Genomic DNA, 19,420 nt, shown 5'->3' with positions numbered 1-19,420 from the left:
CCCCCCCGGCAACGGTGCGAAACGCCATCGTCGATTCTGAACCCTCCCGATTGCAGGCATCCAAGATACCTGTGGTGTAACGGATTATCGGTATACATATCTTTTACAACTTCGCCGCATCCTGCCTGCAAGCAATATGCTATTATTCGCGACTTTGGAGCGTCCCCTATCCTGGACGCGTATCTATACCGCTGTCCACTTTCGGCGGAATAACAACAAGTTGTGGTGACAGATGAATAGTGGCTATCTGCGTTTCCCGGACTTTGACCCGGTGATTTTCTCCCTTGGACCCGTTTCGCTACACTGGTACGGCATGATGTACCTGGTTGGGTTTATTTTTGCCATGTGGCTTGCCACCCGTCGCGCAGGTCGCCCTGACAGTGGCTGGACCAAAAATGAAGTAGAGAATCTGCTCTATGCCGGTTTCCTCGGGGTCTTCCTCGGCGGACGTATCGGCTACGTTCTGTTCTACAATTTCCCAGTCTTCCTGAGCGATCCGCTCTATCTGTTCCGTGTATGGGACGGTGGCATGTCATTCCATGGCGGCCTGCTCGGCGTGATTGTAGTGATGCTGGTCTTCGCTAAACGCACGAAACGTCACTTCTTCCAGGTGGCTGATTTCATCGCCCCATTAATTCCGTTTGGTCTGGGTGCCGGTCGTTTAGGCAACTTTATCAATGGCGAGCTGTGGGGACGCGTGGATCCTAATTTCCCGCTGGCGATGCTCTTCCCGGGCTCACGCGCTGAAGATATGGCTTTGCTGCCTTCTCACCCTGAGTGGCAGTCGATTTTCGATACCTACGGCGTACTGCCGCGCCATATGTCTCAGTTGTACGAGCTGGCGCTGGAAGGGGTTGTGCTGTTTATCATCCTCAATCTCTACATTCGCAAACCACGTCCTATGGGCGCGGTGTCGGGCCTGTTCCTGATCGGTTATGGCGCGTTTCGTATCATCGTTGAATTCTTCCGCCAGCCGGATGCGCAGTTTACTGGCACCTGGGTGCAGTACATCAGTATGGGTCAAATTCTGTCCATCCCGATGATCGTCGCGGGCATTGCCATGATGGTCTGGGCGTATCGTCGTCGTGCGCCGCAACACGTTTCCTGAGGAACCATGAAACAGTATTTAGAACTGATGCAAAAGGTGCTCGATGAGGGCACCCCGAAAAACGACCGTACAGGGACCGGCACGATCTCTATTTTTGGTCATCAGATGCGTTTTAACCTGCAGGATGGCTTTCCGCTGGTGACAACCAAGCGCTGCCATTTACGCTCAATTATTCATGAGCTGTTGTGGTTTTTGCAGGGCGACACCAACACGGCGTACCTGAAAGAGAACAAGGTCACCATCTGGGACGAATGGGCTGACGAACACGGTGATCTGGGTCCGGTCTATGGCAAACAGTGGCGCGCCTGGCCTACGCCTGATGGCCGTCATATCGACCAGATAAGCACGGTTATCAATCAGATCAAAAATGACCCGGACTCTCGCCGGATTATTGTTTCAGCCTGGAACGTCGGTGAACTGGATAAAATGGCCCTTGCCCCGTGCCACGCCTTCTTCCAGTTCTATGTTGCAGATGGAAAACTTTCCTGCCAGCTCTACCAGCGCTCCTGTGACGTATTCCTCGGTCTGCCTTTCAACATTGCCAGCTACGCGTTGCTGGTGCATATGATGGCGCAGCAGTGCGATCTGGACGTTGGGGATTTTGTCTGGACAGGTGGCGATACCCACTTGTACAGCAATCACCTTGAACAAACGCATCTGCAGTTAAGTCGTGAACCACGTGCCCTGCCGACGTTGGTTATCAAACGTAAACCTGATTCGTTGTTCGACTATCGTTTTGAAGATTTCGAAATAGAAGGTTACGATCCGCATCCTGCCATCAAGGCTCCGGTAGCTATCTGACCCGGTGAGCATCTCATAACCGGTACCTTCGGGTGCCGGTTTTTTTTTATCTGTTTCTCCTTTTCCGACCCGCTTTCCGGCTGCGTTGCAACGCCCTGCAAAACCGTCACCCATCTCCGGCGCGTCTCGTAAATTCCACAAACTCTGCTCGAAAATAAATATCGCTGGCGGCAGAGTGCGGACATGAAACGAGAATGCGGATTTACCCTAATAGAAACAATGGTGGCGGTCGCGTTGATCGCCATTCTCAGTGGGGCGGGGCTCTCTGGCTGGCGTTACTGGCAGGCGCAGCAGCGGCTATGGCAAACCGCGGTTCAGGTGCGGCAGTTTCTGGAAATGTTGCGTGATGATGCGAACTGGCACTCGCGTGAGCAGTTGCTCGCGGCGTCACGCGATGGCGCAAGCTGGTGTTTGCATACCCATTTAACGGCACAGTGTCAGGCGGGTTCACGCTATACCTTACGCCCGGCCTGGCCTGAGGTTGCATTGGTAGAGATAACACCATCGTTAGGATTTTATGGTTTACGCAACACGGCATGGGGTGGGCATATCCGCATTAAAAACGGGGCAGGGGAGTGGCGCATAGTGGTTTCAGGGTGGGGGAGAATCAGGATGTGTCAGTCATCATCGGAAGACGTATGTTAGCGAAACAAAACGGCTTTTCGTTACTGGAGACGCTACTGGCAATGGCGATCGGCAGTGTCTTATTACTCGCAGCGGCCCGTTTCCTGCCTGCAGTGCAGCTTGGGGTCTTGCAACAAACCCGTGCTCAAATGCTGGAAGATGAACTCTGGCAACGTATTTATACCGTAGCGCGGCATCTTCAGCGTGCCGGGTACTGTAACGGCAGCTGTGCAGGCCAGCCGGTAATAATAGGGCGCTCAGGAGAATGTGTGATAGTGCAATGGGATGCAAACAGTAACGGACGCTGGGAAACCACGCCAGCAAGTGATGCCGATCAAACAGGGTTTCGCCTGCAAAGCGGCGTACTGGAAACGCTTCGGGGGGCAACGTCCTGCGAGGGTAAAGGCTGGGACAAAATGACCGATCCGGCAGTGGTAACCATCGACGGTTTCTTTATCAGAAGGCAGCAAGTACCCGGTTTTCACCCCGTATTCAGTCTCAGTCTGAGTGGAAGGGTTAAGGGACAGGCCACACGCGTAGTTAACGCGACTTTTAGCGTGACGGGTTTTAACTTATGAACCGCCAGCGAGGAATGTCCTCACTTGCACTGGTGCTGCTCATTTTACTTCTTGGCAGCCTGCTGCTGAATGGCTTGAATCAGCAGCGTGTCACCCATATTCAGCGTGTCACCACTGAGAGTTTAAGCCTGCAGCACTATGCCAGTGTGCAGTCTGCGCTGGAGTGGGGACGGATGCAGCAGTGGGATGCGAAACCCGCAGTACAATGCCTGGAACAGCGAGGCACCTCCCTGCGGGTTTGCCTGCGTATCCTTGAGGAAAATCGTGTCTTATTGATAGCAGGTAGCGCTGAGCAGCGATTGTGGCGAGGGGGGCGCATTGAAAAAAACAAGGTGCTGTTTTCCGCTCATGGCTGGAGCGATTTCTGCCCCCTTAAAGAGACTGCCTTATGCGAACTGCCATGAAAGAAAAGGGGTTCAGCCTGCCTGAAGTCCTGATAGCTATGGTGTTACTGGTCATGATCGTTACCGCCCTTAGCGGCTTTCAACGAACTCTGGCTTCGGACTTTGCGCTCTGGAGTCAATACCGCACGTTATGGCGTTACGCATGGCTACAAACGCAAGCGGAAACCCAGGTTTTGCCGCCGGGATGGCAGGTGCAGCGGTTGCAGACAAGCGACGCAGGATGTGTCAGCATCAACGCCATTATTGTTTCGCCGTCAGGCAGAAAAGGGCAGATGACCAGACTGCATTGCCCGTCCGGTCAGTAGTCAGGAGTACGTATGCTAAGGGTTTATCACTCCAACCATTTGGATGTGCTGGAAGCACTGATGGAGTACATCGTTGAAAATGACAGGCTGGACGATCCTTTTGAACCAGAGGTCATCCTTGTGCAGAGCACCGGTATGGCGCAATGGCTACAAATGACGCTGGCAAAAAAATTCGGTATTGCCGCCAATATCGAATTTCCTCTCCCGGCCAGTTTTATCTGGGATATGTTTGTGCGCGTTTTACCTGACATCCCAAAAGAGAGTGCGTTCACCAAGCAGAGCATGAGCTGGAAGCTCATGTCGCTGCTGCCGGGAATGCTGGAGGGCGAGGACTTTGCCATGCTGCGCCACTATCTCAACGATGATGATGATAAACGTAAGCTTTTTCAGCTCTCCTCCCGCGTAGCCGATCTCTTTGACCAGTATCTTGTCTATCGCCCGCACTGGCTGACACGCTGGGAGTCGGGTGAACTTATCGACGGACTCAATGAGGCACAGCGCTGGCAGGCCCCTCTGTGGCGTGCACTGGTTGAGCACACGGCGGCCCTGGGGCAGCCACACTGGCATCGTGCAAACTTGTATCAGCGTTTTATTCATAAACTCGAAACCGCTAAAGCGCGGCCAGCCGGCCTCCCTTCACGGGTTTTTATCTGCGGTATTTCGGCGCTTCCGCCGGTCTATTTGCAGGCTCTCCAGGCGCTGGGAAAACATGTCGATGTGCATGTGCTCTTTACGAATCCCTGCCGGGAATACTGGGGAGATATTAAAGATCCGGCCTTCCTGGCAAAATTAATGACCCGCCACCGCCAGCGTTTGGGAGAACAGAGGCGCTTACCGCTGTTTCGTCATTCCGAGGCAACGGCTGGCTTGTTCAACAGTGAGGGCGAACAACATCTTCCTAACCCTTTGCTTGCATCCTGGGGAAAGCTAGGCCGTGACTATGTCTATCTGCTTGCAGGTCTGGAGGAGTTTGAAGAGTTTGATGCTTTTGTTGAGACAACGCCTGGCCTGCTGCTGCGCAACCTGCAACACGACATGCTGGAGCTTAAAAACAGTGCGGTAGCGGGAGTGGATGCCCAGGAGTTTGCGCGTAGTGACAAAAAGCGCAGGTTGGATCCTGACGATCGCAGTGTGACCGTGCATGTTTGCCATAGCCCTCAGCGTGAAGTGGAGGTGTTACATGATCGTCTGCTCGCGATGCTGGAAGAAGATCCGCAGCTGACTCCGCGCGATATCGTGGTGATGGTCGCCGACATCGACAGTTACAGCCCTTACATTCAGGCCGTATTTGGCAGCGCGACGGGCGAGCGTTATCTGCCTTACGCCATTTCTGACCGCCGGGCTCGTCAGGCTCATCCTGCTCTGGAAGCATTCATCAACCTACTTTCTTTGCCTGACAGCCGGTTTGTGTCGGAGGATGTGCTGGCGTTGCTTGATGTGCCTGTCCTGGCGGCGCGCTTTAATATCACTGAAGAGGGACTGGGTTATCTCCGTCAGTGGGTTAATGAGTCCGGCATTCGTTGGGGCATAGATGATGACAACGTGCGTGAATTCGAGCTGCCGCCGACCGGGCAACACACCTGGCAGTTTGGTCTGACTCGAATGCTGCTGGGTTATGCTATGGAAAGTCGGCAGGGAGAGTGGCAGTCCATCCTTCCCTACGATGAATCCAGCGGACTCATCGCCGAACTGGTAGGGCACCTTGCGTCACTGTTAATGCAGTTGAAGACATGGCGCCTGGGGCTTGCTCAGGAGCGTCCTCTTGAAGAGTGGCTACCGGTATGCCGTGAAATGCTCAACGACTTTTTCCTGCCCGATCAGGAGACCGAAGCGGCGCTGGCACTCATCGAACAACAGTGGCAGGCCATCATTGCCCAGGGTGTTGAAGCCTCGTACGGCGAAGAGATCCCTCTCTCCGTATTGCGTGATGAGCTGGCCCAGCGGCTGGATCAGGAACGTATCAGTCAGCGTTTTCTGGCCGGGCCGGTAAATATATGTACCCTGATGCCAATGCGATCCATTCCTTTTAAAGTGGTTTGTCTGCTGGGGATGAATGATGGCATTTACCCGAGAGCACTGGCTCCATTGGGCTTTGATCTTATGAGCCACCAGGCGCAGCGGGGCGATCGTAGCCGTCGGGATGATGACCGCTATCTCTTTCTTGAGGCGCTGTTGTCGGCGCAACAAACGCTCTATATCAGTTTTATTGGCCGGTCGATTCAGGATAATGCCGAGCGTTTTCCTTCCGTGCTGGTACAAGAGCTACTTGATTACATTGGTCAAAGTCATCACCTGCCCGGCGATGAAGTGCTCAACTGCGACGAGAGCGAAAAGCGTGTCAAAGCGCATATCTGTCATTTGCATCCCCGTATGCCTTTTGACGCCGCAAACTTCCAGGCAGGGGAGTGGCAAAGCTATGCGCGTGACTGGTTGCCCGCTGCGAGCCAGTCCGGTGAGCCACATCCGGAATTTATACAGCAGCTCAGCCCGGTCCCGATAGACACGCTCAACTTTGATCAGCTTTTACGGTTTTGGGGCCACCCGGTACGCGCATTCTTTCAGATGCGTCTGCGGGTCAGTTTCCGTTCGGAAGAGAGTGACATCCCCGACGCTGAACCCTTTATTCTCGATGGACTAAGCCGCTATCAGCTCAACCAGGAATTACTGAACGCACTGGTAGAAGAACAGGACGCAGAGAAACTGTTTCGCCGCTATCGGGCGGCCGGGGCGCTCCCTTATGGCGCCTTTGGCGAAATACTCTGGGAGACGCAGCAGGATGAAATGCAGGAGCTGGCCGACCGTGTGATAGCACAGCGCCAGCCGGGAACCACGATGGAAATTGATTTGCACTGCGGCGGGGTCCATCTGACCGGATGGTTACCGCATGTGCAGCCCGATGGGCTGCTGCGCTGGCGACCTTCAATGCCGAGTGTGACGCAGGGGCTGCAACTTTGGCTGGAACATCTTGTCTACTGTGCCAGCGGTGGTGCTGGCGAGAGCCGTATCCTGGTGCGCAAAAATGGTCAGTGGCGCTTCCCCGTACTGGCGCCTGAAGTCGCATCAGAGCATCTGGCGTTAATGATTGACGGTTACCGCGAAGGGATGGCAAAACCGCTGTTGCTGCTACCAGAAAGTGGTGGAGCCTGGATAAAAGCCTGTTATGACGCAGCAAATGATGCCATGTTAAGGGACGAAGCAACGCTACAGAAAGCGCAAAGCAAATTTTTGCAGGCCTTCGAAGGTAATATGGTCGCGCGAGGGGAGGGTGAGGATGTCTGGTATCAACGTTTGTGGCGAACCCTGACACCGGAACATTTCGTGCAAATCACTGAGCTTTCGCAGCGCTATCTGCTGCCGATTTACCGTTTCAATCAGCCGGATTGACGGTCTTAAAACCGCAGATCAGCTTCCGGATTATGCGCATTGGGTCACGGACTGATTTACCCAGCGGTTGGCGGTTTAGCCAACACAGGTTTCACCCCGCGATTTTCATGGTCAGGAAAATCAACGGGATAGTTAATGATGAGGTTCGTGAATGCCCCGCAGCACCTGGTTAAATGCATTTGTTGTAATTTTTGCCCTCTGGGCGTCATACAGTCAGGCAGATAAAGGCTGGCAGCCTGTTCAGGAAACTATCCGCAAGAGCGATAAAGATACGCGCCAGTACCAGGCCGTGCGGCTGGATAACGGCATGGTTGTGCTGCTGGTATCCGATCCGCAAGCGGTAAAATCGCTCTGTGCGATGGTGGTGCCTGTAGGTTCTCTTCAGGATCCGGATTCTCACCAGGGGCTTGCTCATTATCTGGAGCACATGACCCTGATGGGCTCAAAAAAATACCCCTCCCCGGACAGCCTGGCGGAATACCTCAAGCTTCACGGCGGTAGCCATAATGCCAGTACGGCGCCCTATCGCACCGCCTATTACCTTGAAGTGGAAAACAATGCCCTTGAAGGGGCGGTCGATCGTCTCGCTGATGCAATTGCTGAACCGCTGCTGCAAAAAAAATATGCCGATCGTGAACGTAATGCGGTGAATGCCGAACTGACGATGGCCCGCACGCGTGACGGCATGCGTATGGCGCAAGTCAGCGCGGAGACCATTAATCCGGCACACCCGGGGTCGAAATTCTCGGGCGGCAATCTGGAAACCCTCAGCGATAAGCCAGGCAACCCGGTGCATGACGCCTTGCTCGCCTTTCGCGATAAATATTACTCCGCCAACCTGATGAAGGCGGTCATTTACAGTAATCGCCCGCTACCTGAACTGGCAAAAATTGCCGCTAAAACCTGGGGGCGCGTTCCTGATAAGCACATCACGCGCCCTGAGATTGATGTGCCGGTGGTGACCGATGCGCAAAAAGGCGTCATCATTCACTACGTCCCCGCAGTCCCTCGCAAAGTGGTGCGTGTGGAGTTCCGTATTGATAACAATACCGCACAGTTTCGCAGTAAAACGGATGAACTTATCACCTATCTTGTGGGCAATCGCAGCCCAGGTACGCTCTCTGACTGGCTGCAAAAACAGGGGCTGGCTGAAGGGATAAGAGGCGACTCCGACCCTGTCGTCAATGGTAACAGTGGCGTGCTGGCCATCTCGGTCACGTTGACGGATAAAGGGCTGGCTAACCGTGATACGGTTGTCGCCGCGATTTTCAGCTATCTCACTATGCTGCGTGATAAAGGCGTCGACAAACGGTACTTTGATGAGCTGGCGCACATCCTGGATCTGGATTTCCGCTACCCTTCTATCACCCGCGATATGGGCTATGTCGAATGGCTGGCGGATACCATGATTCGCGTACCGGTCGCCCATACTCTGGATTCGGTTAATATTGCCGATCGGTATGACCCGAAAGCTATTCAGGCCCGTCTTGATGAGATGACGCCAGAAAATGCGCGAATCTGGTATATCAGCCCTGACGAACCGCACAACAAAACAGCCTACTTCGTCAATGCGCCCTACCAGGTTGATAAAATCTCTGCGAAGACGTTTGCTGACTGGCAAAAGCAGGCCGATGCCATCACCCTGCAAACGCCTCAGCTCAACCCTTACATTCCTGATGATTTCACCCTCATCAAGCCTGAAAAAAATGATAAGCATCCGGCGCTTATTGTGGACGAACCGAATTTGCGTGTGGTTTATAGCCCAAGTCGTTTCTTTGCCAGCGAGCCGAAGGCAGATGTAAGCGTCGTTTTGCGTAATCCGCAGGCGATGGACAGCGCAAAAAACCAGGTAATGTTCGCCCTGAATGATTACCTTGCGGGCATTGCGCTGGATCAGTTAAGTAACCAGGCCGCCGTGGGAGGGATAAGCTTCTCTACCAATGCAAACAATGGCCTGATGCTTAATGCAAATGGTTATACCCAGCGGTTACCACAGCTTTTCCAGGCGTTACTCGACGGTTATTTCAGCTATACCCCTACCGCAGAGCAGCTTGAGCAGGCGAAGTCATGGTATGCACAAATGATGGATTCGGCTGAAAAAGGCAAAGCGTTCGATCAGGCAATCATGCCTGTTCAGATGCTCTCACAAGTGCCCTATTTCCAGCGTGAAGAGCGTCGGGCGCTGCTGCCGTCTATCAGCCTGAATGATGTGCTGAGCTACCGTGACGCTTTGAAGGCCAACGCGCGCCCGGAGTTCCTCGTGGTGGGGAATCTGACGGAACAGCAGGCAAAAGATCTCGCCCATCGCGTTCAGCAAAGTTTGGGGGCGAATGGCACTGAGTGGTGTCGCAATAAAGACGTGCTGGTGGACAAACAGCAGTCGGTCATCTTCGAAAAAGCGGGCAACAGCACGGACTCCGCGCTGGCCGCGATCTTTGTTCCAAAAGGGTACGATGAGTTTACAAGTACAGCGTACAGCGCAATGCTGGGGCAGATAGTCCAGCCGTGGTTCTACAACCAGCTGCGCACGGAAGAGCAACTGGGTTATGCGGTTTTTGCTTTCCCGATGAGCGTTGGTCGGCAGTGGGGGATGGGCTTCTTGCTACAAAGCAATGAAAAGCAGCCAGCCTACTTATGGGAACGTTATAAAGCCTTCTTCCCGACGGCTGAGGCGAAATTACGTAACCTGAAACCTGAAGAGTTTGCCCAGGTACAGCAGGGGGTAATCGCCCAGATTGAACAAGCGCCGCAGACCCTGGGTGAGGAAGCCTCGAAGCTCAGCAAAGATTTCGATCGCGGTAATATGCGCTTTGATTCACGTGATAAAGTAGTCGCTCAGATAAAACAGCTGACGCCGCAAAAACTTGCCGACTTTTTCCACCAGGCGGTGGTTGAGCCGCAGGGGATGGCTATCTTGTCTCAGATTTCAGGAAGCCAGAGCGGGAAAGCGGAGTACGTCCATCCTGATGGCTGGAAAGTATGGGAAAACGTCAGCTCGTTACAACAGTCCTTACCTTTAGTTCCTGATGAGCGAGAAAAATGAGTGAAACCGCTGAGCCACTGGATCCCCTGCGCCTGCCGCTAACCGGTGAGCGACTGATTGAAGCCTCTGCGGGCACCGGTAAAACCTTCACCATTGCCGCCCTTTATCTGCGGTTATTACTCGGCCTCGGCGGGGCATCTGCCTGGCCGAGGCCACTGAATGTTGAAGAACTTCTGGTGGTCACCTTTACCGAGGCGGCCACCGCTGAATTGCGCGGACGTATTCGTAGCAATATTCATGACTTACGCATCGCCTGCCTGCGAGGCGCGTCCGATAACCCGCTTTATGCAGGTCTGCTTGCAGAGATCGACGACACTTCGCAAGCCGCTGAGTTGCTTATGCTTGCTGAACGCCAGATGGACGAAGCCGCGGTCTTTACCATTCACGGTTTCTGCCAGCGTATGCTCAGCCTTAATGCCTTTGAATCAGGAATGTTGTTCGAACAGCAGCTGATTGAGGATGAGTCGCTTCTGCGTTATCAGGCGTGTGCAGACTTCTGGCGTCGCCACTGTTATCCGTTACCGCGCGATCTCGCTCAGGTTGTTCACGCCTCCTGGAAGGGACCGCATGAGCTATTAAAGGCTATCGATCGCTATTTACAGGGTGAAGCGCCGAAAATTAAATCCGCGCCACCTGACGATGAGACCCTGCAAAGTCGTCACCAGAAAATCCTTGAGCATATCAATAACGTTAAGCAGCTTTGGCTTGCCTCAGTGGCAGAACTGGACCCCCTTATTGAGGGCTCAGGCATTATGCGGCAGAAATTCAATCGGGCAAACCAGGCGCGGTGGATAGCAAAGATCAGCGCCTGGGCCGAAGAGGAGACGCTGAGTTACCAGTTGCCGGAGCCGCTGGAAAAGTTTGCGCAGTCGTTTCTGCGCGAACGCACAAAGCCAGGTACGGTTGCGCCTGAACACCCGGTGTTTGACGCTATCGAGGCACTGCTCGCCGCGCCATTGACCCTGAAAGATCTGATGCTAACCCGCGCCATGCGTGAAATCCGTGAGACGATTGCGCGGGAAAAACGCCGTCGTGGTCAGTTAGGTTTTGACGATATGCTGGGACGGCTGGACAGCGCATTGCAAAGCGCCAACGGCGATGCGCTGGCAACGGCGATTCGCACACGTTTTCCGGTCGCAATGATCGATGAGTTTCAGGATACGGACCCGCAGCAGTACCGTATTTTCCGGCGCATATGGCATAACCAGCCGGACGGTGCGCTTTTGCTGATTGGCGATCCTAAACAGGCTATTTATGCGTTTCGCGGCGCGGATATTTTTACCTATATGAAAGCGCGTGGAGAAGTCACGGCGCACTACACGCTGGATACAAACTGGCGTTCAGCGCCGGGCATGGTTGAGAGCGTAAACCGTATCTTCAGCCAGATTGATGACGCTTTTATGTTCCGGCAAATTCCTTTTCAGCCGGTGAAGTCGGCGGCCAGAAATCAGTCACTGCGCTTTGTGGTCAACGGCAAGCCTCATCCGGCGATGTCCATGTGGCTGATGGAGGGCGAAGGCGTCGGGGTTGCTGACTATCAGTCACTCATGGCTGGGCACTGTGCGGCGCAGATCCGTGACTGGCTGATTGCCGGCCAGGCAGGCGACGCGCAACTTCTTGACGGAGATAAATCGCGCCCGTTAAGGGCATCAGACATCACCGTATTAGTCCGTAGTCGCCATGAAGCCTCGCTTATACGCGATGCGCTGGGGCTGCTGAACATCCCCTCCGTATACCTCTCTAACCGCGACAGTGTTTTTGAAACGCCGGAAGCCCAGGAGATGTTATGGCTCCTGCAGGCGATACTGGCGCCCGAGCGTGAAAACACGCTGCGTAGCGCACTGGCAACCTCGATGCTGGGTCTGAGTGCGCTTGACATCGAGATGCTAAACAACGACGAAACGGCCTGGGATGCGGTGGTAGAAGAGTTTGCCCGATGGCGCGAGCTGTGGCAAAAGCGGGGCGTGATGCCGATGCTGCATGCACTGATGAGTGCACGCCATATCGCAGAAAACCTTCTGGCGACAGCGGGGGGAGAGCGTCGGTTGACTGACATTTTGCACCTCAGTGAGCTGTTACAGGAGGCCGGGACGCAGGCGGAAAGCGAACATGCGCTGGTGCGCTGGTTGGCGCAGCATATTGCAGAGCCGGATACCAACGCCGCCAGCGAGCAGTTGCGGCTGGAAAGCGATAAGCATCTGGTGAAAATCGTCACCATCCATAAATCGAAAGGTCTGGAGTATCCGGTGGTCTGGCTGCCGTTTATTGCCAATTTCCGCGTCCAGGATCAGGCCTTCTATCACGACAGGACCACTTACGCGTCGGTGCTTGACCTCAGCGGAGATGAAGAAAGCCTGGCGCTGGCTGAAACAGAACGGCTGGCGGAAGACCTGCGTCTGCTTTACGTTGCCTTAACCCGTTCGGTCTGGCACTGCAGCCTGGGTATTGCACCCTTGTTTCGCGGCCGGGGCGAAAAAACGGGCGACACTGATTTTCACCTAAGCGCACTGGGGCGTCTTATCCAGCGTGGTGAACCGATGGATGCCCGTAGACTTCACGCGGCGGTGGAGGCGCTTTGCAATGAGAATATCGAACTGCGGACGCCTGCCACGCCAGACAACCTCCGCTGGGAGACGCCGGAAAATGGGGCCTTAACCCTGCAGGCACGACAGGTGCAACGCGTCGTTGCTGATGACTGGCGCGTCACCAGTTACTCCGGGTTGCAGCAGCGCGCTCATGGCATTGCACAGGATCTTCTCCCGCGGCTGGATGTGGATGCTGCAGGTGAGCGTGAGTCGCTGGCTGAAACCGGGTTAACGGCGCATCAGTTTCCGCGCGGTGCCTCTCCGGGAACCTTTCTGCATGGGCTTTTTGAAGATCTCGATTTTACTCAGGCGATTTCAGCAGAATGGGTTAGCGAAAAGCTGCTGGCCGGCGGTTTCGAGGCCCACTGGCAGCCCGTCATCAGCGACTGGCTGGAGGCCGTTTTGCATGCGCCTCTGGGCGATACCGGACTGGCATTGTGCGAGCTCACCGCCAGAGACAAGCAGGTGGAGCTGGAGTTTTACGTCCCCATTGAACAGAACCTGCGCGCCGAGCGACTCGATGCGCTGATTCGGCATTACGATCCCCTGTCGGCGGGCTGTCCACCGCTGGACTTCCGCGAGGTGCGCGGCATGCTCAAAGGCTTTATCGACCTTGTGTTTCGCCACAACGGTCGCTATTACCTGCTGGACTACAAATCCAACTGGCTGGGAGACTCCAGCGAAGCATATACCCGCGAGGCGATGATCGCGGCAATGCAGTCGCACCGCTACGACCTGCAATATCAACTTTATACCCTTGCGCTGCACCGTTATCTTCGCCATCGCATTGAAAATTATGATTATGAGCACCATTTCGGCGGTGTTATCTATCTTTTCCTGCGCGGCGTTGAACCCGGTAAGCCGGGACAGGGCATTTTTACCACCCGTCCTGACGCGGCGCTGATCAACGAAATGGATGCGCTTTTTGCGGGTGAATGTCAGGAGGTGGCGTCATGACGTTACGAACATTGCTGCAAGAGGCAGTAGTACAGAAATTATTACGTCCGCTGGATGTGCAGTTTGCCTTTACGGTTGCGGGTAATGAGCAACCTGCCGTCATGGTGGCGGCGGCGCTGTTAAGCCGTGACGCGGGGGAAGGGCATGTCTGTTTGCCGCTGGAACGTCTGAGTCAGGAGAGTAGCGCAAGTCATTCATCCCCCGTTATGCAGGCGATTTTCGATCACCTTGGTCATCTGGATAACTGGCGTGATGTGCTACAGAAGTCCCCTGCCGTGGGCGAAGAGGAGGCCCTCGCGCCAATGATCCTTGCCGGAAACCGGCTCTATCTGAACCGCATGTGGTGTAACGAACAGCGGGTGGCGGAATTCTTTGCCCGGGTGAATCAGCCCTTGTCGGTGAATGAAGATCGCCTCAAGCAAGCGCTGGATGCTTTTTTGCCCGCCACGGACGCCATTAACTGGCAAAAAATCGCGGCGGCGGTTGCGCTTACCCGGCGTATTTCAGTGATTTCAGGTGGGCCGGGGACGGGTAAAACCACGACGGTTGCCAGGCTGCTGGCGGCCATGGTGCAGATGGCCGACGGCGAGCGCTGCCGAATCAAACTGGCGGCACCGACCGGTAAGGCGGCCGCGCGTCTGACAGAATCGCTCGGTAAAGCGTTACGCCAGTTACCGCTCTCAGAAGCACAAAAGGCCCTCTTGCCGGACGAAGCCAGTACCCTGCACCGGTTGCTGGGGGCTGTGCCCGGCAGTCAGCGCTTACGGCATCATGTCGGGAATCCCTTGCATCTGGACGTGCTGGTAGTGGACGAGGCCTCAATGATTGACCTGCCAATGATGTCGCGTCTGATTGATGCGCTGCCTGCCCATGCACGCGTCATTTTTCTCGGCGATCGCGACCAGCTTGCGTCGGTGGAAGCCGGGGCGGTACTGGGTGATATCTGCGCCTGGGTCAATGCAGGTTTTACTGCTGAACGTGCCGCAGAGCTCTCCCGCATAACGGGTTTTACGGTACCCAGCGGAGAGGGAACCGCCGCGCGTGCGCTACGCGACAGCCTCTGTTTGCTGCAACAAAGTTACCGGTTTGGCAGTGACTCCGGCATAGGGCAACTGGCTGGCGCCGTGAACCGCGGCGACAAGGCAGCCACGCATGCCGTGCTTAATCAGGCATTCGCTGACATTGAGCGTAAAGGGTTGCTGACTGCGCAAGAGTACCAGGTAATGATTGATGACGCGCTGACCGGCTATGATCGTTACCTCGTGTTACTGAGAAAGGACGTTAGTCCTCAGGAAATCCTCACTGCATTTGGTGAGTATCAACTGCTCTGTGCCCTGCGGGAGGGCCCCTTCGGTGTCAGTGGATTAAACGAACGCCTGGAGATGGCACTGGTGCGCCAGAGACGCATTTCCCGCCCGGCACATGGCTACTGGTATCACGGACGTCCGGTGATGATTACCCGCAATGATTCATCGCTGGGGCTCTTTAATGGTGATATTGGCATTGCTCTCAATCAGGGAGAGGGGCTTCGCGTCTGGTTCCCGATGCCCGATGGGACGATGAAGTCCGTGCAGCCGAGCCGTTTACCGGAACATGAGACCGCATGGGCGATGACGGTCCATAAATCACAAGGGTCGGAGTTCGATCATGCTGCTCTGATCCTGCCGGCGCAGTTTGTTCCGGTGCTCACACGGGAACTGGTCTATACCGCCATCACCCGTGCCAAAAAACGGCTCTCTCTGTATGCGGATGACCGCGTACTGGCGCAGGCTATCGCCACCCGTACGGAGCGGCGAAGCGGTCTTGATGCTCTTTTTCAGCTATCCCCGGAAACCTGAGATACTGCTTTTGATTCGGTCAGTATGTTAAGGCTCGAGAATTAACCCGCGTGAATTCAGCGGCTGCTTTTACAGGGCCGCTGATTAACCTTCTCTGACTTAAAAAGCGGCAGGATTCGGGCCAGGTTCAGTTGAGGATAAACGCCGGATAAGATTTTTACCCGGCGGGGCAGCTTGTCAGGTCAGGTCTGCCATCAGCACCTTTGAACGGCGCTGGTAGTTGTACATCTCTTTTTTGCTTTCCGGCAACGAGTCGATGTCGACCGGCGTGAATCCACGCTCCTGGAACCAGTGAATACTGCGGGTGGTCAGAACAAAGAGTTTAGTCAGCCCCATCTGCTTAGCCTGAGCGGCAATACGCTCCAGTAATATCTCGCCGCGCGATGAGCTCCGGTAATCCGGGTGCACCGCAACACAGGCCATTTCACCGATTTTTTCTTCCGGGAAGGGGTAGAGGGCAGCGCAGGCGATTGTCAGGTTATCGCGCTGAACGACGGTAAATTTGTCAATTTCCATCTCCAGTTGCTCGCGGGAACGACGAACCAGGATGCCCTGTTGTTCCAGTGGACGAATCAGTTCAAGAATACCGCCGATATCGTTGATGGTGGCGCGGCGGATTTGTTCCGCACTTTCCATGACGATTTGGGTTCCGATACCGTCACGTGAGAACAGCTCCTGCAGCAGTGCACCGTCTTCCTGATAGCTAATCAGATGGCTGCGGCGGACTCCACTGCGACAAGCTTTCATCGCGCCACGCAGGAAGCGCACCGTCCCTGAATGGTAATCGCCTTGTTCTTCCAGCGCTTCTACACGGGCCTGTGCTTCATTCGGGAACAGTTCAGAGACAATGTGCCCCTCTTCATCATAGACCCCTTGCGATGAGCAAAAGCCAATCATTTTTTCCGCTTTCAGTTTAATGGCAAGCTGGGTGGCTATCTCTTCGGAGGTGAGGTTGAAGCTCTCCCCGGTAACAGAGACGGCAACCGGCCCCATTAGTACAATCGCGCCGCTGTCCAGCTGGCGATGAATCGCCTCTTCATCAATACGGCGAATGCGCCCGCTATGGCAATAATCCACGCCATCATCAACGCCAAGGGGCTGAGCGATGATAAAGTTACCGCTGACCACATTAATGTGCGCGCCCTGCAGTGGCGTATTGTTCAGACTCATGGAGAGTCGGGCGGTGATATCCAGTTGCAAAAGCCCGGCAGCCTGTTTCACCAGCTCCAGCGTTTTGGCGTCCGTAACGCGGATATGTTTGTGATAAAGCGGCTCGTGCTGGTGCGCAGCAAGATTGGCGTCAATTTGCGGACGTGCGCCATAGACGACAACCAGACGAATCCCCAGGCTGTGTAATAACCCGATGTCATTGACAATACTGGAAAAATTCTCATGTTCGATGGCTTCGCCACCTAACATAATGACAAAGGTTTTGCCCCGGTGGGTATTGATATAGGGGACAGAGTGGCGAAATCCCTGCACCAGTTCGGTTTTACGTTCCTTTACCACGGCCAACCCTCACTGCATGATTATTCGTAAAAAGTGTATTTTTATTCTTTTATTGGCTGTTGTGCAAGCCAAAAATGCATTAGCGCTTAATGACCTTTATCAAACGTTAAGGCGGGATAGCCCCTCATTTACCGTTTTATAGATGACAGTTTATGCATCATTCGTTAAAGTTTTCGGTCAATTCTGGCGTTTATACGGTCATTCATTATTTTGCTTTTGCTCGGGAGAGGCATGTCGGGAAGTCAAAAAGCGCTAAGTCGCCGCAAATTGATACAGGGCGCGGGAGCCATGTGGTTATTAAGCGTGAGTCAGGTCGGTCTTGCCGCCGTAAGCCAGGTGGTCGCCGTGCGCGTCTGGCCTGCGACTACCTATACCCGTGTAACAGTAGAGTCCAACCGGGTCATTCAGTATCGTCAGTTTTCACTGAGCAATCCCGATCGGCTGGTTGTGGATCTCGAAGGCGTAAACCTTAACTCTGTTCTGAAAGGAATGGGGGCGCAGATTCGTAATGACGATCCTTTCATTAAATCTGCACGGGTAGGGCAGTTTGACCCACAAACCGTTCGTATGGTGTTTGAGCTTAAGCAGGATATCAAACCTCAGCTCTTTGCCCTGGCCCCGGTCGCCGGGTTCAAAGAGCGTCTGGTCATGGATCTCTACCCGGCCAATGCCAAAGACGTTCAGGATCCGTTACTGGCGCTGCTTGAGGAGTATAACCAGGGCGACCTGGAGAAACAGGTTCCGCCAGCGCAGAGTGGCCCGCAGCCCGGTAAAGCAGGGCGCGATCGCCCGATTGTCATCATGCTGGATCCTGGTCATGGTGGTGAGGATCCTGGCGCTATCGGTAAATACCGGACCCGCGAAAAGGATGTTGTGCTGCAGATTGCCCGGCGCTTACGTGCGCTTATCGAGAAAGAGGGCAATATGAAGGCCTATATGACACGTAATGAAGATGTCTTCATTCCGCTCAAGGTCCGGGTGGCGAAGGCGCAGAAGCAACGTGCGGATCTGTTTGTTTCTATTCATGCCGATGCGTTTAGTAGCCGCCAGCCGCATGGATCTTCCGTGTTTGCCCTCTCAACAAAAGGGGCCACCAGTACGGCCGCCAAATATCTGGCAGAGACGCAGAACGCCGCGGACTTAATTGGGGGCGTCAGCAAAAGCGGCGATCGATATCTCGACCATACGATGTTTGATATGGTGCAGTCGCTTACGATTAACGACAGCCTGAAGTTTGGCAAAGCGGTGCTCAACAGGTTGGGAAATGTTAACAGCCTGCATAAAAACCGGGTTGAGCAGGCGGGGTTTGCGGTGTTAAAAGCGCCGGATATTCCGTCGATCCTCGTCGAAACGGCGTTCATCAGTAATGTTGAAGAGGAGCGCAAGCTCAGGACGGCAAAATTCCAGCAAGAGGTGGCAGAGTCTATTCTGGCCGGGATTAAAGCCTATTTTGCCGATGGGGCAACGCTGGCGAGAAGAGGGTAATGCCTTAGTCGGGTTGCTCTGTTTGAATGCATCTCCAGGCGCGTACAAAAGTACGTGACCGGGGTAAATGACGGCAGCCAGGGCTGGCGAAGCGTGAAGGATGAACACTGAATATTTTATTCGAATCATTCGGGTTGCGCCGAGGCGGCAACGGAATGCATCTCCGGGAGCGTACAAAAGTACGTAACCGGGGTAAATGACGGCAGCCAGCGCTGGCGCAGCGTGAAGGATGAACACTGAATATTTTATTCGAATCATTCGGGTTGCGCCGAGGCGGCAACGGAATGCATCTCCGGGAGCGTACAAAAGTACGTGACCGGGGTAAATGACGGCAGCCAACAATGGCGCAGCGTGAAGGATGAAGAATAAAAACAAAAAAACACCCGTTAAGGTGTTTAATGTATTGGTTGCGGGGGCCGGATTTGAACCGACGACCTTCGGGTTATGAGCCCGACGAGCTACCAGGCTGCTCCACCCCGCGTCCGTCTTTACTCTTTATCGAGTAAACTTGCATCAGATTGTAATTGGTTGCGGGGGCCAGATTTGAACTGACGACCTTCGGGTTATGAGCCCGACGAGCTACCAGGCTGCTCCACCCCGCGTCCGCGTTTACTCTTCCATCGAGTAAATTTACTTCTGATTTTAATTGGTTGCGGGGGCCAGATTTGAACTGACGACCTTCGGGTTATGAGCCCGACGAGCTACCAGGCTGCTCCACCCCGCGTCCGTGGATGCGCACTATACTCCGCTAACATTCTGATGCAACCCTTTTTTAACGGAATGGCGTAATTGAGCGATA

At 54.5% G+C, this 19,420-nt stretch carries 12 protein-coding genes and 3 tRNA genes; 11 read left to right on the top strand and 4 right to left on the bottom strand.

What is annotated here, in order from left to right:
- The first annotated feature begins 232 nt into the window (after positions 1-232).
- The 10 genes from lgt to recD all read left to right on the top strand — a co-directional run bounded on the left by lgt (position 233) and on the right by recD (position 15,627).
- Positions 233-1,108 (top strand): prolipoprotein diacylglyceryl transferase, encoded by an 876-nt coding sequence (gene lgt / locus KXR87_RS18570; protein WP_437433687.1) that lies wholly within the window; start codon positions 233-235, stop codon positions 1,106-1,108.
- A gap of 6 nt (positions 1,109-1,114) precedes the next feature.
- The gene (thyA, locus tag KXR87_RS18565) at positions 1,115-1,909 is read left to right on the top strand and encodes a thymidylate synthase (RefSeq protein WP_437433686.1); all 795 of its coding nucleotides are present in this window, start codon (positions 1,115-1,117) and stop codon (positions 1,907-1,909) included.
- Between the two features lie 183 nt (positions 1,910-2,092).
- Positions 2,093-2,554, top strand: a complete 462-nt coding sequence (locus tag KXR87_RS18560) for a prepilin peptidase-dependent protein (protein ID WP_437433685.1) — start codon at positions 2,093-2,095, stop codon at positions 2,552-2,554.
- On the top strand, positions 2,548-3,111 hold the full coding sequence (locus tag KXR87_RS18555; RefSeq protein WP_437433684.1) for a prepilin peptidase-dependent protein: 564 nt from the start codon (positions 2,548-2,550) through the stop codon (positions 3,109-3,111). The genes KXR87_RS18560 and KXR87_RS18555 overlap by 7 nt, the downstream gene beginning before the upstream one ends.
- Positions 3,108-3,515 carry a DUF2509 family protein gene (locus tag KXR87_RS18550; RefSeq protein ID WP_437433683.1) on the top strand — a complete coding sequence of 136 codons (408 nt, stop codon included), beginning with the start codon at positions 3,108-3,110 and terminating at the stop codon, positions 3,513-3,515. The genes KXR87_RS18555 and KXR87_RS18550 overlap by 4 nt, the downstream gene beginning before the upstream one ends.
- Complete coding sequence (locus KXR87_RS18545) at positions 3,500-3,820, top strand: prepilin-type N-terminal cleavage/methylation domain-containing protein (RefSeq protein ID WP_437433682.1); 321 nt, start codon at positions 3,500-3,502, stop codon at positions 3,818-3,820. The genes KXR87_RS18550 and KXR87_RS18545 overlap by 16 nt, the downstream gene beginning before the upstream one ends.
- Before the next feature lie 12 nt (positions 3,821-3,832).
- Positions 3,833-7,204 carry an exodeoxyribonuclease V subunit gamma gene (gene recC, locus KXR87_RS18540; protein WP_437433681.1) on the top strand — a complete coding sequence of 1,124 codons (3,372 nt, stop codon included), beginning with the start codon at positions 3,833-3,835 and terminating at the stop codon, positions 7,202-7,204.
- Positions 7,205-7,355: 151 nt separating this feature from the next.
- Positions 7,356-10,247: a pitrilysin gene (gene ptrA / locus KXR87_RS18535; protein WP_437433680.1), complete on the top strand. Its 2,892-nt coding sequence runs from the start codon at positions 7,356-7,358 to the stop codon at positions 10,245-10,247.
- Positions 10,244-13,789, top strand: coding sequence for an exodeoxyribonuclease V subunit beta (recB, locus tag KXR87_RS18530; RefSeq protein ID WP_437433679.1), 3,546 nt, complete (start codon positions 10,244-10,246; stop codon positions 13,787-13,789). The genes ptrA and recB overlap by 4 nt, the downstream gene beginning before the upstream one ends.
- Positions 13,786-15,627, top strand: coding sequence for an exodeoxyribonuclease V subunit alpha (gene recD / locus KXR87_RS18525; protein ID WP_437433678.1), 1,842 nt, complete (start codon positions 13,786-13,788; stop codon positions 15,625-15,627). Before recB ends, recD begins: the two co-directional genes overlap by 4 nt.
- 177 nt (positions 15,628-15,804) lie before the next feature.
- Here recD and argA read toward each other — a convergent pair whose 3' ends face one another.
- Positions 15,805-17,136, bottom strand: coding sequence for an amino-acid N-acetyltransferase (argA, locus tag KXR87_RS18520; protein WP_437433677.1), 1,332 nt, complete (start codon positions 17,134-17,136; stop codon positions 15,805-15,807).
- A 231-nt stretch (positions 17,137-17,367) separates the two neighbouring features.
- On the opposite strand from argA, the gene amiC reads away from it, so the two are divergent.
- The gene (gene amiC, locus KXR87_RS18515) at positions 17,368-18,621 is read left to right on the top strand and encodes an N-acetylmuramoyl-L-alanine amidase AmiC (protein WP_437433676.1); all 1,254 of its coding nucleotides are present in this window, start codon (positions 17,368-17,370) and stop codon (positions 18,619-18,621) included.
- Positions 18,622-19,025: 404 nt separating this feature from the next.
- Here amiC and KXR87_RS18510 read toward each other — a convergent pair.
- From KXR87_RS18510 to KXR87_RS18500, 3 genes are all read right to left on the bottom strand, one after another.
- Positions 19,026-19,102: transfer RNA gene (locus KXR87_RS18510), tRNA-Met, on the bottom strand.
- A 44-nt stretch (positions 19,103-19,146) separates the two neighbouring features.
- Positions 19,147-19,223, bottom strand: a tRNA-Met gene (locus KXR87_RS18505).
- Between the two features lie 45 nt (positions 19,224-19,268).
- A tRNA-Met gene (locus KXR87_RS18500) sits at positions 19,269-19,345 on the bottom strand.
- Between the last annotated feature and the right edge of the window lie 75 nt (positions 19,346-19,420).

The sequence above is a fragment of the Yokenella regensburgei genome (genome assembly GCF_051486985.1).
GTDB lineage: Bacteria > Pseudomonadota > Gammaproteobacteria > Enterobacterales > Enterobacteriaceae > CBFFRJ01.
This window is presented reverse-complemented; position numbering and strand designations above follow the sequence as displayed.